Below are 16105 nucleotides of genomic sequence, written 5' to 3'. Positions count from 1 at the left end.
GATCGGCAGGTCCCCGATGACCCCCAGAACGGTGCGGACGCCATTGGGCACGTTCCGGTTCACTCGCACCGCACCGTCGTGACCCACCACGGCGATCTGCGAGCGCTTGCGATGCACGTCGATACCGACGTAGACAGACATCGAGGGCCTCCTTCCCGAGCTCGCACTTACCCGGACAGTAGGTACCGCCGGGCTGAGCAGGAAAGGGGGCCCGGCCCTCATAGAGTCAGGTCAGCCATGCTTGCGCCCCGGCACAACGGCAGAACGGCCCAAGCCCGCTGACCTCTGGGGCGACGCCGAGTGCCAGGTGTCGGCCGTGACTCTCGAGGGGACAGTGCGGGGGGCCTCCAAGAGGCGGACAGTGGAGAGAGGATCTGTGCCGCAAGCGCCTGAGGAGGGAGAGGTCACATGCTGCATCGAATGGTCGGCGACCTCATGACCACGGCGGTTGTGAGCGTGCGGCGGGACACAGGCTTCAAGGACATCGTCCAGCACCTCGCGGAGTACAACATCACGGCGGTACCGGTCGTCGACGACCAGGGCCGCCCGATCGGCGTGGTGTCGGAGGCGGACCTGCTGCGCAAACAGGAGAGTCAGGCTGATCCGGGCGGACATCTGGCCGCGGCGCACCTGCTGTCCGCAGAACGCGCCAAGGCCCACGCGTTGACCGCCGAGGGGTTGATGACCAGTCCGGCCGTCACGGCGCGACCGCAGTGGTCGGTCGTGGAGGCAGCCCGTGCCATGGCCCGCCACCACGTCAAACGGCTGCCCGTCGTGGACGACGCCGGACTTCTGGTGGGCATCGTCAGCCGTGGTGACCTGCTGCACGTCTTCCTGCGGCGAGACCCGGCCATCCGCGAGGAAATCACGACGGAGGTTCTCACCCGAACCCTCGGCCTGGACCCCGGCGCGGTCACCGTCCAAGTCACCGACGGACGGGTGACGCTCAGCGGCACCGTGCCGCAGAGCAGCCTCATCCCCATCGCTGTACGCCTGTCCGAGAGTGTCGACGGCGTCGTCGACGTCACGAATCACCTCCGCGCCGTAGGCGATGGCACGGCGCAGGCCCTGAGTAGAGGGCCGGCCGCCACGCCCTCCAAGTCCTCCAACCGGCACCGGTGGGGTCCATGACGTCCGAAAGTTCCTGGCTGCTGTGGGAGCGCGGAGACGCTGATCGTCTCTCTGTGACGCCGACAACCCTCCGCGGCGGACCGCTTGGCCGACCTGCTCGTGCTCCTCCGTCGGGCGATTCGGTTACAGCTCCGCCATGATCGGGTCGTCGCCGCGTGCTTGGTAGGCCGGGCGGAACCCGCCGGTCCGCTGCGCGGGGTGCTCATGGTCGTTTTTGCGTGGCTCCACCACGTGATCCGCTGTGTGTGGTCTCCCGGCGGGCAGGCGCCGGGGCCGCGGGCGAGGGAACGGTCGGGGCTGCTCCGCCCAGATGGTCTTGCCGGTCGACATGGGACGGGTACCCCAGCGCTCGGCGAGCTGGCCGACCAGGAACAGACCACGGCCGCCCTCGTCCAGGACACGGGCGCGGCGCGGATACGGAGCAGTACTGCTGGCCTCGGAGACCTCGCAGATCAGAGCGGTGTTGCGGATGATCCGCAGTTGGATGGGGGCTTTGGGCGTGCCGGATGGAGTTGGTGACCAGCTCGTTGACGATCAGCTCAGTGGTCGGGACGGCATCCTGCAGACCCCAGGTCGTGAGCTGGTCGGCGGCCCGGCGGCGCGCGTCGGCGACGACGACGGGCGCCGCGGGCAGGTCCCAGGTGGCCACGTGGGAGGTACCGAGAGCGTTCGTGCGGGCGATGAGCAGGGCGTAGCCGGCTGTTGCTTCGACGGCGGCGATGTAGTCGGTTCAGTGGCGCCTGACGAAGTTCGCCCAGCGCGGCGCGCTGTCGATGCCGGTCGCGGTGAAAGCAGCGGGGATCGAGGCAGGAAGGTCAGCCGCCAGTGCGAGACGAGTCACTGGCGGCGGGCAGGCGGCCCGGAGGGCTGCAATAGGCTGCGCTGATCATGGAGTCGCACGCCGCATCCGAGCCGACCGAGAGCGATCCGCTACGTGACGCTATCGCCTCCGGTCCGCCGATCCGGCAGCTCTTCCGGGCCGTCATCGCCGACCGCCTGCCGGACGGGCGCCCTCCACAGGCCGCGATGCTGTTCGACTGGGAGGTCGACCCCTCCTGGGACGATCGACGCTTCCTTGGCGACTTCTACAACGAGATCCTCCACCAGGACACCTGTCAGCCGGACACCGCCGACGGCATCACGCTGCTCGCGGCCCTGGCCGTCGACGACCGGGTGCCCGCCCGGCAACGGTTCGAAGCAGTGCACCTGCTGTTCAGCGCCGCCACCGTCGGGGACCGCCACGCCGGGAGCTGGCCGTCGACTCCGCGGCATGCCGACTCCGAGAGCGAGGCCCGGGCCCGCAGCGCCGTCGAGTCCTGCACGCCTGACCTGCTGGCCCGATGGCCGGCCGAATGCCCGGCGGTCCGACTGGCGTTCGCAGGCCTCGCCGTGGTGTTCCCGACGGACCGAACGCTGCCCGCCCTGACCTCACGCCTGTGCAACTTCGCGGACCAGTACCCGCTGGGCACCGACATCGGCGACTATGTGCGTTTCGTCCTCGTGTTCGCAGCCCGGGACGAGGACCGGATCCTAGCGGCAACCGAGACGTTCACCGATGCCTACTGGACGGGCACAGCGCGCGGAGCGCCGACAAGGGCGCGAGCCTTCCACCTCTTGGGGCAGATGCTGAGCAAGGTCAGCGCCGGACTCACCCGGTCACACGCAGAGCAATGACGTCACCGCGGGCACGACGCACTGCGTGTCGCCCACGTCGGCAGCGTTTGGTCTCCGCCCTATTTTCGTTGCTGCCCTACGTTCGTTGCTGAGGCCGGCGACGGCTCGCGCTGCCCCTCCGGCCCGTGAGGGACGCAACCGCCGCCGCCCGGTCTCGTCGATGTGTCCGTCGTGCGGCTGTGGGGGCCGACTTCAGGGACGAGTCGCGCGTTCCAGCCCAATCAGGGCCGAGTAGTACTCGCGGCCCGTGGCCCGGTCCATGCCGATCTCACACATACGGTTGGCAGACAGGTGGGCGTCGTACTCACGAGAGGTGACCTCCGCGGCCTCCTTCTCCGTCGCCGACGCCGTCAGCTCCTTGTGCAGCATCCCGCGGTCGCCGGCGAACGCGCAGCACCCCGTGTCGTCCGGGATGACGACCTCCTCGGCCACCGCCTCGGCGACCGCGCGCAGCTGCTCGACGTCACCCAGGTGCTGCATCGAACAGGTCGGGTGCAGGACCGCCGAGCCGGTCCTGTGCCGGATCGTCAGGTGCGGCAGGAGTTCCTCGGCGGCCCAGACGACGGAGTCGACGACCGTGAGCTGCCGGTGCAGTTCCCGGTTGGCGTCGGTGAGATACGGGACGACCTCGTGCTCGATGCCGAGCGTGCAGGACGAGGCGTCGACGACCAGCGGCAGGCGTCCGCCGTCGGTCCAGCGCCAGGCGGCCTCGACGATGCGGTTGGCCATCACGGTGTTGCCGTCGTCGTATCCCTTGGAGTGCCAGATTGTCGAGCAGCACGTTCCGCTCACGTCGTCCGGGATCCACACCGGTTTCCCGGCCCGGGCCGACACCTCGACCACGGCTTCCGGCAGGGAGCGGGTGCCGTCGCCCCCGGAGCCGCCGAAGATCCGGTTGACGCACGCGGGATAGTAGACGGCGCTTGCTCCGTTCCGGGTGGTGAGGGGCATCTTGCGGGCCGCCCCGGGAATCTCGGGAAGCCACTCGGGTACCAGGTCGGGCCGTACGGTCTTGCGGGCGAGGCCGGTGACGGCCGTCAGCAGCCGGTCGCTCATCTTGTCGGCCGCGGCGACCGCCAGGCGCGCCGAGGTCTCCACGGTCTTGAACCGGTTCGCCGTGACCGCCGCGATCCGCTCCTCACGCGGAGAGTGCCGCTGGTGCCGGAAGTCCTTCATCATGGCGCCGGTGTCGATGCCGACCGGGCAGGCGATCTTGCAGGTGGAATCGCCCGCGCAGGTGTCGACGGCGTCGTAGCCGTAGGAGGCGAGGAGTTCGTCCTCGACCGGCGAGCCGCCGGGCTGGCGCAGCATCTCCCGGCGCAGCACAATGCGTTGGCGTGGGGTGGTGGTCAGGTCGTGGCTGGGGCAGGTGGGTTCGCAGAAACCGCACTCGATGCAGGGGTCGGCGATCAGCTCGACCTGGGGGATGGTCTTGAGCCCTCGCAGGTGGGCCTCGGGGTCGCGGTCGAGGACGATCCGCGGCGCCAGCACGCCGTCGGGATCGATGATTTGCTTGGTGCGCCACATCAGCTCGGTGGCCTTGGGCCCCCACTCCATCTCCAGGAACGGGGCGATGTTGCGCCCGGTGGCGTGCTCCGCCTTGAGTGAGCCGTCGAACCGTTCGACGGTCATCTGGCAGAAGTCGTCCATGAACGCGGCGTACCGGTCGACGTCGGACGCCTTCGACGCGTCGAAGGCCAGCAGGAAGTGCAGGTTGCCGTGGGCCGCGTGGCCCGCGACGGCCGCGTCGAATCCGTGCTCCGCCTGGAGCCGCAGCAGGTTCTCGCAGGCGTCGGCCAGCCGGGACGGAGGAACCGCGAAGTCCTCGGTGATCAGCGTCGTGCCCGCCGGACGTGAGCCGCCGACCGCGGTGACGAAGGCCTTGCGGGCCTTCCAGTAGCCGGAGATGGCCTTGGCGTCACGGGTGAACTCGTTGGTCACGGAGGCGACCGGCGCGACGAGGTCCAGTCCCGCGACGACCGCGGCCGCGGCCCGCTCGTACGCCTCCTGCCCCGCGTCGTCCGGCGCACGGAACTCCACCAGCAGTGCCGTGGTCTCCTGCGGCAGGTCGGCCCAGTCCGCGGGCACCCCCTGGACGCTCACCGAGGCCCGCAGTGTGTTGCCGTCCATCAGCTCTACGGCGAGCGCTCCCGCCTCGTTGAAGTGGGGCACGGCGGCCGCGGCGGCGGTGAGTGTGGGGAAGAACAGCAGCCCCGTGGAGACCTTGCGGTCCAGCGGCAGCGTGTCGAAGACGACTTCGGCGATGAAACCGAAGGTGCCCTCGGAGCCGACCATCAGCCCGCGCAGGATCTGCACCGGCGTGGCACCGTCCAGAAAGGCGTCGAGCCGGTACCCGTTGGTGTTCTTGATCTCGTACTTGGCGCGGATGCGAGCGGTGAGCTCCGCGTCCGCCTCGATCTCCGCCTTGAGGGCCATGAGTCCGGCGCACAGGTCCGGCTCGGCGCGCGCCAGCATCTCGTCCGCCCCGGGATCCGCGGTGTCGACGACGGTGCCGCTCGGCAGGACGAAGGTCAACGAGGACAAGGTGCGATAGGAGTTGCGGGTGATGCCGGCGGTCATGCCGGAGGCGTTGTTGGCGACGACACCGCCGACGGTGCAGGCGATGGCGCTGGCGGGGTCCGGGCCCAGCAGCCTGCCGTACCGGGCGAGGGTCGCGTTGGCCCGCATGACGGTGGTGCCGGGGCGGATACGTGCCCGCGCCCCGTCGTCCAGGACCTTCATGCCGGTGAAGTGGCGGCGGACGTCGACGAGGATGTCCTCGCCCTGCGCCTGGCCGTTCAGGCTGGTGCCGGCGGCCCGGAAGACGACCTCCCGGCCGTTGGCGCGCGCGTACGACATGATCGCCGCGATGTCGTCGACGTTCTCGGGGAGTACGACGACCTGAGGAAGGAACCGGTAAGGGCTGGCGTCGGAGGCGTACTTGACGAGGTCGGAGACCTTCCATCGGACTCTGTCCGCTCCCAGCAGGGCGGTCAGCTCCGCGCGGAGCTGTTCGGGCGTGCCTCCGGCCTGAGCGTCGGGGACCCGGTCGTGGGCTGCGGAGCGAACCGCCTTGGGGCGGAGGCTCGCCGGCTTGGGCTCCAGTAGGGGCATGGTGTTCTGTCTCCTCGGTGGACCGGTGGGGCACTGCCACCTGGTGACAGTGCCGCCACACGGTCTCGATCATTGCTCAGCGTACGACGCACGCACACCGGTGGGTCACCGTGCTGCCGCCCCCGGTCCCGGGCTCTTTCCGGCCGCGTGGAGCAGACCGCGGCGAGGCCGGTCGCGCGCTTTGCCGGTTGTGTCGCGCACCCGGGGCTGCGGACGATCCCGGGAAATGCGGCCGAGGTGTCGGCGGGCCACGGTGAACCCGTGCGGGCGCACCGTCAGTGACCGGGCAGGACGGCCACCACGTCGATCTCGACGAGGATGTTCATCAGGTCCGAGCCGACGGTGGTGCGCACCGGGTACGGCTCCACGAAGAAGGCGCGGTAGGCGGCGTCGTACTCGGAGAAGTCCCGCTCCAGATGCTGGAGGTGCGCGGTGACCTTCACGACATCCCGCATCGTCAGGCCGTGTTCGGCGAGCACCGCGCCGATGTTGCGCAGCACCTGGGTGGTCTGCGCCGCGACGCCCTCCGGTGTCTCGCCGGTGGCCGGGTCCTGGGGACCGAAGCCCGCTGTGTAGAGGAATCCGCCCGCCACCACACCCTGGGAGTAGGCCCCCGCGGGACGGGGTGCCGAGGGTGTGTGGACCGCCTGCTTGACCGTCGGCTCGCTCATCCGGTCAGGTCGCCTTCCCGCTCGTTGACCGCGGCGTAGTGCCGCAGCTTGTCCTCGTCCACGGTCACTCCGAGACCGGGGCCGGCCGGCACGCGCAGCCTGCCGTTCTCCAGGTGCAGCGGCTCGATGATGTCGTCGGCGTGCAGGTAGTACATGCTGTCGATCGCCCTGGAGAGCACCGGGGTGCTCGAGACGACGGCGAGGTGTGCTGCCGTGGCGATGCCGAGTTCGCCGCCGCTGTGCAGGTTCATGCCCAGCCCGAAGGTCTCGCAGTGCGCGGCGAGAGCCTTCGTCGCGGCGATGCCGCCCCACTTGTAGACGTCACCGTGGATGACGTCTACGGCGTTCAGCCGCATGGCGGGCGCGAAGTCCTCGAAGCGGACGACGCACATGTTGGTGCACAGCGGGATGCGCACCTTGGCCTTCACCTGGCTCATGCCCTCGATGCCGACGCACGGGTCCTCCAGGTACTCGAGGTCGAGTTCCTCCAGCGCGATTCCGGCGCGTACCGAGTCCGGCACGGACCAGGCGGCGTTCGGGTCGACGCGCAGGTTCACCTCGGGCAGTGCCTCGCGCACCGCGCGCAGGATGGCGACATCGCCCTCGGCGTCGCGGGTTCCCTTGAGCTTGACGGCCTGGAAACCGCCCTCGCCCACCACGCGCACGGCGTGCTCCGCCATGGCCTTCGGCAGGTCGGTCCGCTCGGCACCGGATGCGTCGGCCCGAGTGATCAGCGCAGTGATCGACACCTCGTCGCGGACGGGGCCGCCCAGCAGGTCGGTGACGGACTGCCCGGTGGCCTTGCCCATCGCGTCCCAGCACGCCACGTCGACGGCCGCGATCGCGGCGTAGCCGAGGTAGCCGTAGAAGAACGGCACCATGTGCTGCTTGCGGTGGAAGCTCTCCAGCGCGAACGGGCTGGTTCCGATCAGGTCCGAGGCCATCGACCGCACGATCGCGGCCACCGGCCTGCCCCACATCGTCTCGCCCCAGCCCTCGACGCCCTCGTCGGTGCGGATGCGTATTACGGTGCGGGTCTCACCCGTCTTGGTCTCGAAGGAACTCGTGAAGGGATTGACCAGTGGGAGGTTGACGACCCACACGTCGACGTCAGTGATCTTCATTTTCTCTCCTTGCAAGTTGCGGGGTGGCGGCCTGCGCGGCGTCCGGTGGGGCGGAGGCCGCGGCCGTCCTCAGCGCGTGGCCGCGTCGAAGGCCGCGATGGCGCGGGCCAGTCCACGCGCCCTGTCCTGAAGCAGTTGTTCTCCGGGGACGCCGTCGGCGCCGGAGGGGTCGTCCGTGGCACCACCGACCCGGGCCCACTCCCCGTGCCGCTCCACGGTCAGGCCCGGATGCGGCGGGTTGTCGAACAGGGGCGGCGGTTCCACGGGGGTGCGCGCCGGTACCGGTGTGCGCACCAGGCCGGGGTGGGCCGCCAGCATCAGCGACGTCTCGAACCATCCGGCGTGGCCGGGGGTGACCTCGGGGCGGCCCGCGTCGTCCTGGCCCGCGGTGAGGTTCCAGTAGGAGCAGGCCGCGACGGTGACCTCGGAACGCAGCGCGAACCGCTTCACCGCCAGCCGCATGATCTCGTCGTTGCCACCGTGCCCGTTGACGACCATGACGCGGCGGTAGCCGCTGGTCACCAGCGAGTCCAGGACCTCGTCCAGGACCGCGCCCAGGGTGGCCGCGGACAGCGAGACGGCGGCGGCGAACAGGTGGTGCGGACTGTGCCCGAAGGGCAGCACCGGCAGCCGCACCACGTCGGGCCCGGACGCCTCCCGAGCGAGCATGTGCAGCGCCCGGTCGACGACCTCCTCGACGAGGAGGGTGTCGGTGCCCATGGGGAGGTGCGCGGCGTGCTGCTCCTGCGATCCGATGGGCAGCAGGGCGATGCCGTCCTCGCCGGCCCGGCGTACCTCATGCCAGGTCAGTTCGCTGAGTCTCGATTGGCTCACGGTGCTACCTCTCCGAAACGGGCCCATGGCAGAGTCGGCGCATGGTCCACAAACGTTCTCCGTTGCGACTGGTCACCGAGGCCGAGACGCAACCGACAGCTCCCCGTGCGTCGCAGACGCTGGGGGCCGTCGAACTGGTGCCGGGTCGTGTCAGGGCGGCGGTGCTGTCCGGGGCGGGCCGGATCCTGGAACGTGTCGAGATCGCGTACGACGCGTCCGGCGCGACCCCCGCGGACATCGACACCGCACTGGCCGAGGCGGCCGTGGTCTTCGCCGGGCAGGACCTCAGGGGTGTGGGGGTGGCCGCCGCCGGACTGGTCGACCCGCTGACGGGTCTGATCCGCGAGGTCAACGACGTTCCCGCCCTGCACGGGTATCCCGTGACGGAGCGCCTGGGCGCGCTCACCGGCGCGAGCGTACGCGTCGAGCACCGGGCGCGCCTCCAGGTGCTGGGCGACCGCTGGTTCGGTGCGGGCCGCGGGCGGCGTACCTTCGCCTCGGTCTCCACCGGCGAGGTCCTCGGCGTGGGTGTCCTCTACGACGGCGACGTGATGGCGCCGCCCGGCGGCCGCAGCGGCGCCCACATGACCGTGTCGGCGGGCGGCGAGCGCTGCACCTGCGGGAACCGCGGCTGCTGGAAGACCGTCGCCACCACCGGCTGGCTGCGTGCCCGGGCACGTGCCGTGGGCCTGGGGGACGACGTCTCGCTCGCCTCGCTGGTGCGCCGCGGGGACGAGCCGGCCGGACAGGTGGTCGAGGAGTACGCGCAAAACCTCGCCCTGGGGCTGGTGAACGTCCAGCAGCTGTTCGCGCCGGGGCTGTTCATCCTGCACGGCGAGGCCCGCGAGGGCGGGGAACGCTTCCGTGCGGTGGTCGAGGAACGGTTGCGGGCCGCTGTCGCCTTCTCGGGTGCCGAGCAGCCACGGGTGCTGGTCAGTACGGCCGCCGTCGACGATGTCGCGCTGCTCGGAGGCGCCGGGCTGGTGCTGTCGCACGGGTAGTGCCTGGGCGGTCATCGGCTCTCTTCGCTCGTCACGGGCACGCGCTCCGCGGCGCGGCGGCCCCGGCGCGGGTCGAGGGCCGGCACCGCGTCCAGCAGCCGCCGCGTGTAGGGGTGTTCGGGGGTGTGGAACACCGTCGCCGCGTCGCCGACCTCGACCAGGCGTCCGTCGCGCATCACCGCGACCCGGTCGGCGACCTGGCGTACGACGGCGAGGTTGTGGGAGACGAAGACATAGGTGAGCCCCAGGCGTTGCTGAAGTTCCGCGAGCAGGTCCAGAACGGTGGCCTGCACGGAGACGTCAAGCGCGCTGGTCGGCTCGTCCAGTACCAGCAGGCGCGGTTCGAGAGCGAGGGCCCGCGCGATGGACACGCGCTGACGCTGGCCGCCGGAGAACTCGTGCGGGTAGCGGTCCTGGATGCCGGCGCTCAGGCCGACGGCCTCCAGCAGTTCCCCGACCCGCTCCCGGTTGCGGGCCCTGACACGCCGCCCGCGGGCCGCCGGGTCGTGCGTGACCAGTGGTTCGGCAACGATGTCGCTGATACGCATGCGCGGGTTCATGCTGGAGTACGGGTCCTGCAGGACGACCTGCATCTGACGGCGAACGGTGCGCATCTCGGCCGCGGAGAGCGTGGCGAGGTCCCGTCCGTCGAAGCGCACGCTGCCCGCCGTGGGGTCGATGAGCTTGAGGAGCAGGCGGGTCAGGGTGGTCTTGCCGCAGCCGGACTCGCCGACCAGGGCCAGGGTCTCGCCTTCGTGGACTTGCAGCGACACGTCGTCGACGGCGACGTTGACCTCTCTGGTGCCGAACTCCTTGCGCAGGCCGACCAGTTCGAGGAGGACCTTGGCGGTCGCGGGCGTCCGGGGAGCGGTTTCGGTGGTCATGCCGCCTCCAATCGCGGTGTCGCGGCCAGCAGTTTGCGGGTGTAGTCGTCGGCCGGACGGTCGAAGACGTCGAGGACGTCGCCGGTTTCGACGACCTTGCCCTTGTTCATGACCACGACGCGGTCGGCGGTCTCCGCCACCACCGCGAGATCGTGGGTGATGAGCACGACAGCCATGTTGTGCCTGTGCTGGAGGGTGACCAGAAGGTCGAGGATCTGCCGCTGGACGGTGACGTCGAGCGCGGTGGTCGGCTCGTCGGCGATGAGCACCCGGGGCCGCGCGACCAGAGCGGTGGCGATCATCACGCGCTGGCGCAGGCCGCCGGACAGTTCGTGGGGGTACTGCCGGTAGCGCAAGGCCGGGTCGGGGATGCCGACCTCGTCCAGGGCGGCCAGCGCGGCCTCCCTCGCCTCGGCCCGGGACATGCCGGTGTGGTGCCTGAGCACCTCGGCGACCTGGGCGCCGACGCGCTGGAGCGGGTCGAGGCACGTCATCGGGTCCTGGAAGACCATGGCGATGTCGCGACCTCGGATGCGTCCCAGCTCCTTCTCGGAGAGCTTGAGCAGATCGCGCCCGTCGAAGACGATCTCGCCGCCCGCGTAGACGCACGGCGGGCTGGGGTTGAGGCGCAGGACGGACAGTGCGGTGGCGGTCTTCCCGCTGCCCGACTCTCCGACCACGGCGAGGGTCTCGCCGGCGCGGACGTCGAAGGAGATGTCCTGGACGGCGTGCACGATGGAGGTCTCCAGCCGGAAGTCGACGCGGAGGCCCTTGATCCGGAGCAGCGGCTCGTCCTGCGCCGGTCCCCGGCTCTGTTCGGTGGTCGGTCGGTTCGTGGTCATCGGCGGTAGGCCTTCGGGTCCGCGACGTCGCGCAGGGCGTCGCCGGTGATGTTGATGGCGAGGGAGGTGAGCATCAGCGCGATGCCGGGGAAGACGGCGACCCACCAGGAGGTTCCCAGGTAGAGCTGGCCGTCGGAGAGCATGCCGCCCCAGGTGACCGTCTCCTTGGGCACGCCCAGGCCGAGGTAGCTGAGGGACGCCTCGGCGACGATCGCGGCGGCGACGTGCAGGGTGCCGATGGTCGCCAGGGGCGCCATCACGTTGGGCAGCAGGTGCCGGCGCATGATCGTGACGTCGGTGACGCCGATCGCGCGGGCCTCGGTGACGAAGTCACGCGAGCGCAGCGACATCACCTCGGAGCGTACGACGCGGGCGTAGGAGACCCAGCCGGTGAAGCCGAGAATGAGGATCACGTACCAGAGGCTGGAGCCGACGAAGCCGACGATCGCCAGGGCGAGGAGCAGCGAGGGGAAGGCGAGCTGGACGTCGGCGAGCCGCATGAGGGTGCGGTCGGCCCAGCCGCCGAAGTATCCGGAAGTCAGCCCCACGGCCGTGCCGATCACACCGGCCAGCAGGGCGGCTCCGGCGCCGACCAGGAGGGAGACCCGGGCGCCGTGGATGACCCGCGAGAGCATGTCGCGGCCCAGCTGGTCGGTGCCCAGGAGATGGGCGCTGCTGCCGCCGTCGTGCCAGGCGGGCGGACGCAGCCTCAGCAGGAGGTTCTGCGCGTTGGGGTCGTAGGGCGCGATGAGCGGCGCGAACACGGCCGCCGCCAGCAGGAGCGCGAGCACGGTGAGCGAGGCGACGGCGAGCTTGTTGCGCAGCAGTGCGCGCAGCACGACGGACCGGGAGTCGTCGGCCGGGGCCTGCGCCGGGGTCCGGTCGGTCGCGATAGGTGACATGACGGTCATCGAGACGTCCTCACCCTCGGGTCGAGGAAGCTGTAGGAGAGGTCGACGAGCAGGTTCACCACGACGAAGGTGGCGGCGAAGAACAGGACGGTGGCCTGGACGAGCGGGAAGTCGCGGTTGGAGATCGCCTCGACGGTGAGCTGTCCGACGCCCGGCCAGGAGAAGACCCGTTCGGTCAGGATCGCCCCGCCCAGCAGGTTGCCCACCTCCAGGCCGACCACGGTCACCACCGGCAGCGAGGCGTTGCGCATGCCGTGGGTGAGCACCACCTTCAGCGGGCCGAAGCCCTTGGCGCGGGCGGTGCGGATGTGGTCGGAGGACAGGACGTCGATCAGCGAGGACCGCAGCAGGCGCGCGACGACGGCGACGGAGTAGACGGCGAGGGTCACCGCCGGAAGGACCAGGTTGGCGAAGTTTCCGTACCCGGACGCGGGCAGGACGTGCAGCCAGACGGCGAAGACCAGGATGAGCAGGATGCCGACCCAGAACGGCGGGGTGGACTGGCCGATCAGGACGCCGGTCATCACGGTGTGGTCCGAACCGCGGCCGCGCCGCATGGCGGCGAAGATGCCCGCGGGGATGGCGATGACGAGGGTCACCGCCAGTGCCGCGGCGGCCAGTTGGATGGTGGCGGGCAGCCTGTCGGCGAGGATCTCGCTGACGGGCTGGCCGTAGACGAGCGAGTCGCCGAAGTCGAATCGGAGAAGTCCCCAGAGGAAGTCGAGGTACTGGGTGAGCAGCGGCTGGTCGAGACCAAGGGAGGCACGCAGCGCGCTCTCCTGTTCGGCTGTGGCGTCGGGCGGCAGGATGATCTTGACCGGGTCGCCGGACAGTCGTACGAGGAAGAAGGACACCGTCGCCGTGCACAGCAGGACGAGCAGTGCGGTGCCGAGGCGGTGGAGAACGGTGCGCAGCAACCGGGTACGGTCGCGCCGGGGAGGGCGGCTGTCCGCCGGAGCGGACGGCTTGTCGAGGGTGAGGCTCATCGGGAGACCTCCGCGCTCTCCATGGCCAGTACGCCGGCGGATCCCGGTTTCCAGCGGGGCCGTTCGTTGCGGGCGTATATGTTGTCGATCTGGTAGAGGAAGACGAAGGGCGCTTCCTCGCGCATCAGGCGTTGCAGGTCGGAGAACGCCTGCTTGCGCTTCTCGGGGTCCTCGGAGAGTTCCTCGACGTCGATGAGGCGGTCGGCCTCCGCGGAGTGCCAGCGGCTCTGGCGCCGGTCACTGCGCACGTTCGACTGGACGATGCTCTGTCCGTCCATCGTCCACACGGTGCTGGCCGCCAGGTACATGGGGCCGAGCGCTCCCCGGTTGTCGGAGGTGAGCCGGGCTGAGTACGTGCCTGGGTCGAGGAGGTTGACGCGTGCGCGCACTCCCGCTCGGGCCAGGAGTCCCGAGATGGCCTCCGCGACGTTGGAGTCGACATTGGACGCAGTGAGGGTCGTGGAGAAGCCGTTCGGATATCCGGCCTCGGCCAGTAGTCTGCGGGCGGTCTTAACCGAGCGGGTGAACGGCTTGACGGAGGGGTCGAATCCGAAGGCGCCGCGGGGGACGAGCGCGGGTGTCTCCGTCGCCTTGCCGCCGAGAACCGCCTCGATCAGCAGCGGCACGTCGACGGCGTGGTTGAGTGCCTGCCGCACTCGCCGATCCTGGAGCGGGCCCTTCTCCAGCGTGTTCAGCGAGAGATAGGACGTGCGGATCCCCGTGTAGCCGTCGAGGGTCACACCGGAGTAGCCCTGAAGTTGCTGGGCGGCGTCCGGGGTGAGCCCGGCGACGAGGTCGACGCCGCCGCTCTGGAGGGCGGCCAGGGATGACGAGGCGTTGGGCGCGGGGCTGAAGACGAGGCCGTCGAGGCCCGGACGTCCGTTCCAGTGATCGGCGTAGGCGCGCATGCGCAGCTCGTGGTCGCGCTGCCAGCTGACGAAGGTGAACGGGCCTGTGCCCACCGGACGTTCGGCAAAGCCGTCGTCGCCCACCTCGGACAGATAGCGGGGCGGGACAACCACACCGCCGAACAGCGAGAGCTTGGCGGGCAGGATCGGATCGTGCACCGTGGTGTGCACGTCCACGGTGAGCCGGTCGACGACGGTGACGTCCTCGACGTAGCGCAGCTCGACGATCGGTGACTTCGTCGCGGGGTCGAGCAGGCGCTTGATGCTGAACGCCACGGCCCGCGCGTCGCACGCTTCGCCGTTGTGGAAGGTGACGCCCGGACGGATGGCGAATCGCCAGGTGCGCGCGTCGGTTGCCTTCCACGACAGAGCGAGACGGGGATGCAGCTGGTTGTCCCGCCCCCGCGTGGTGAGCGTGTCGAACATGTTGATCAGGACGTTCATCGACACCATGTCGCCCTGCTTGTGCGGGTCCAGCGTCTTGGGGTCCCCCGGCTGGGAGACCCGCAGGACGTTTCCGGCGCCGTCGGCGGCCGCGGTGCCGCACCCGCTCAGAAGCGCGGGAGCGGTGAGCGCGCCGAGCAGCAGACCACCGGTCCGCAGGACGCCGCGCCGAGACGGATGACTCCGGTCCACCGTGCGCCCCTGACGAATTCGTTCCACTGAACAACACCTCCGTTCCGTCAGATGGAATGCGGTTGGGTTAAGCTAAGCGACATGATGCAAGCGGTCAACACCCGATCGGTCGACCAAGAGCCCGCAAAGGGGCCCGTCGAGAAGGCGATGGAGGTGCTCGAAGCACTCGTCCAGCCCGGCGGCCCCCATCGCCTGGGCGAGATCGCACGACGTACAGGACTGACCAAGCCCACCGTCCACCGCCATCTGCGCACCATGGCGGAACACGGCTTCGCCGAGCCCGCGGAGGGGGGCTGTTACCGCGCCGGCCCGCGCCTGCTGGGTCTGGCGGCCGCGGCCCTGACCGACAGCACCGCCCTCGCGCTCGCCCGTCCCGTCCTCGCCGACCTGCGGCGGCGCACCGGCCACGTCGCGTACTACGCCGTGCGGCACGATGCCGACGTGGTGTTCCTGGAGCAGTCCGAGCCGGCCCGCGAGTACCGGATGACCGCGCGGCCCGGTCACCGTACGCGGCTGTACACCAGCGGGGCGGGGCTCGCCATGCTCTCCGCCCTGCCGCCCGAGGAGGCGTCCGCGGTGCTCGACGCGTCCGACCTGGTGGCCCGCACGCCGTACACCGTCACCGAGCCCGCCGCGCTACGGGCGGAACTGGCCCGGGCCGCGCTGCGCGGGTACGCGCTGGAGGACGAGTACGACGAGCCGGACGTCCGGTCGGTGGCCGCGCCCGTACTGAACGCTCAGGGCGGGGTCGTGGGCGCCATCGGCGTCTCCGGGCTGGCCTTCACCATGGACTCCGACAGCCTGGAGGTGTTCGGGCCCATGGTGCGCGCCGCCGCGCGCACGGTCTCCGTCGGCCTCGGCGCGCCGACTCCCGCGCTGGGCCTGGTGAACACGGCGCCAAAGGGCGAGCAAGAGTGAGCGGCGCCCACCGAGTGCTCACCGGCGGACGGGAGGCCCGGATCTACTCCGGCGCCGCCTGGTCTGTCGGCGACGCGGACGGTTCCCTGGAACGCGGCTGGACGGGTACCCGTTCGTGGAGCGGCCCGGACCTGGACGGCACGGAGCTGTGGGACCTCGCGTCGGTGACGAAGCCGATCGTCGGACTCGCCGTCATGGCCCTGGTGGAACGGGGCGTGCTGGCCCTGGAGCACACCGTCGGCGCGCACCTGCCGGACTACCGGGGCGGCGACAAGGAGTACCTGACGATACGTCATCTCCTCACCCACACCTCGGGCATCCCCGGTCAGGTGCCGCTGTACCGCGACCACTCCACGCGTACGGCACTGCTGGATGCCGTACGCCTGCTGCCGCTGACCGCGCGGCCCGGCACCCGCGTCGAGTACACCTCGCAGGGCTTCATCGTCCTCGGCCTGATCGCCGAGGCCGTGA

General features: G+C 70.4%; 14 protein-coding genes and 1 pseudogene. 5 read left to right on the top strand and 10 right to left on the bottom strand.

From position 1 onward, the window contains the following. Positions 1–408 precede the first annotated feature (408 nt). On the top strand, positions 409–1131 hold the full coding sequence (locus tag ACTWQJ_RS27785; RefSeq protein ID WP_443309284.1) for a CBS domain-containing protein: 723 nt from the start codon (positions 409–411) through the stop codon (positions 1129–1131). 288 nt (positions 1132–1419) lie between these two features. On the opposite strand, the pseudogene ACTWQJ_RS27780 reads toward ACTWQJ_RS27785, so the two are convergent. Next, a pseudogene (locus tag ACTWQJ_RS27780) lies at positions 1420–1822 on the bottom strand (ATP-binding protein); the annotation flags it as partial. A 197-nt stretch (positions 1823–2019) separates the two neighbouring features. Here ACTWQJ_RS27780 and ACTWQJ_RS27775 point away from each other — a divergent pair. After that, complete coding sequence (locus ACTWQJ_RS27775) at positions 2020–2805, top strand: hypothetical protein (RefSeq protein WP_443309283.1); 786 nt, start codon at positions 2020–2022, stop codon at positions 2803–2805. Between the two features lie 192 nt (positions 2806–2997). On the opposite strand, the gene ACTWQJ_RS27770 is transcribed toward ACTWQJ_RS27775, so the two are convergent. The 4 genes from ACTWQJ_RS27770 to ACTWQJ_RS27755 form a co-directional block, all read right to left on the bottom strand. Continuing rightward, entirely contained in the window at positions 2998–5919 is a 2922-nt protein-coding gene (locus tag ACTWQJ_RS27770) for an FAD-binding and (Fe-S)-binding domain-containing protein (protein WP_443309282.1), read from the bottom strand. Between the two features lie 275 nt (positions 5920–6194). Beyond that, positions 6195–6590, bottom strand: a complete 396-nt coding sequence (locus ACTWQJ_RS27765; protein ID WP_443309281.1) for a RidA family protein — start codon at positions 6588–6590, stop codon at positions 6195–6197. Beyond that, the gene (locus ACTWQJ_RS27760; RefSeq protein ID WP_443309280.1) at positions 6587–7714 is read right to left on the bottom strand and encodes a mandelate racemase/muconate lactonizing enzyme family protein; all 1128 of its coding nucleotides are present in this window, start codon (positions 7712–7714) and stop codon (positions 6587–6589) included. Before ACTWQJ_RS27760 ends, ACTWQJ_RS27765 begins: the two co-directional genes overlap by 4 nt. A 69-nt stretch (positions 7715–7783) precedes the next feature. Further along, entirely contained in the window at positions 7784–8548 is a 765-nt protein-coding gene (locus tag ACTWQJ_RS27755) for a creatininase family protein (RefSeq protein WP_443309279.1), read from the bottom strand. Between the two features lie 41 nt (positions 8549–8589). Between ACTWQJ_RS27755 and ACTWQJ_RS27750 the strand changes: the two genes are divergently transcribed. Further along, positions 8590–9549, top strand: a complete 960-nt coding sequence (locus ACTWQJ_RS27750) for an ROK family protein (protein ID WP_443309278.1) — start codon at positions 8590–8592, stop codon at positions 9547–9549. 11 nt (positions 9550–9560) lie between these two features. Here ACTWQJ_RS27750 and ACTWQJ_RS27745 read toward each other — a convergent pair whose 3' ends face one another. The 5 genes from ACTWQJ_RS27745 to ACTWQJ_RS27725 are packed head-to-tail and all read right to left on the bottom strand — an operon-like array spanning position 9561 to position 14743. Further along, entirely contained in the window at positions 9561–10433 is an 873-nt protein-coding gene (locus ACTWQJ_RS27745; RefSeq protein WP_443309277.1) for an ATP-binding cassette domain-containing protein, read from the bottom strand. After that, positions 10430–11275: an ATP-binding cassette domain-containing protein gene (locus tag ACTWQJ_RS27740; RefSeq protein WP_443309276.1), complete on the bottom strand. Its 846-nt coding sequence runs from the start codon at positions 11273–11275 to the stop codon at positions 10430–10432. Before ACTWQJ_RS27740 ends, ACTWQJ_RS27745 begins: the two co-directional genes overlap by 4 nt. After that, positions 11272–12186: an ABC transporter permease gene (locus tag ACTWQJ_RS27735; RefSeq protein ID WP_443309275.1), complete on the bottom strand. Its 915-nt coding sequence runs from the start codon at positions 12184–12186 to the stop codon at positions 11272–11274. Before ACTWQJ_RS27735 ends, ACTWQJ_RS27740 begins: the two co-directional genes overlap by 4 nt. Beyond that, entirely contained in the window at positions 12183–13172 is a 990-nt protein-coding gene (locus ACTWQJ_RS27730) for an ABC transporter permease (protein ID WP_443309274.1), read from the bottom strand. Before ACTWQJ_RS27730 ends, ACTWQJ_RS27735 begins: the two co-directional genes overlap by 4 nt. Further along, positions 13169–14743, bottom strand: a complete 1575-nt coding sequence (locus ACTWQJ_RS27725; RefSeq protein ID WP_443309273.1) for an ABC transporter substrate-binding protein — start codon at positions 14741–14743, stop codon at positions 13169–13171. The genes ACTWQJ_RS27730 and ACTWQJ_RS27725 overlap by 4 nt, the downstream gene beginning before the upstream one ends. Before the next feature lie 54 nt (positions 14744–14797). Here ACTWQJ_RS27725 and ACTWQJ_RS27720 point away from each other — a divergent pair, with 54 nt between their 5' ends. Both ACTWQJ_RS27720 and ACTWQJ_RS27715 read left to right on the top strand, forming a co-directional pair. After that, positions 14798–15634 (top strand): IclR family transcriptional regulator, encoded by an 837-nt coding sequence (locus ACTWQJ_RS27720; RefSeq protein WP_443309272.1) that lies wholly within the window; start codon positions 14798–14800, stop codon positions 15632–15634. Further along, on the top strand, positions 15631–16105 hold a 475-nt coding region (locus tag ACTWQJ_RS27715), incomplete at its 3' end, for a serine hydrolase domain-containing protein (RefSeq protein WP_443309271.1). The genes ACTWQJ_RS27720 and ACTWQJ_RS27715, both read left to right, overlap by 4 nt.

Origin of the sequence: Streptomyces sp. KR55 (assembly GCF_052245645.1) — a bacterium.
Classification (GTDB): domain Bacteria; phylum Actinomycetota; class Actinomycetes; order Streptomycetales; family Streptomycetaceae; genus Streptomyces; species Streptomyces flavusporus.
The sequence above is the reverse complement of the archived record's forward strand: the minus strand, read 5'-3'. Positions and strand labels throughout refer to the sequence as shown.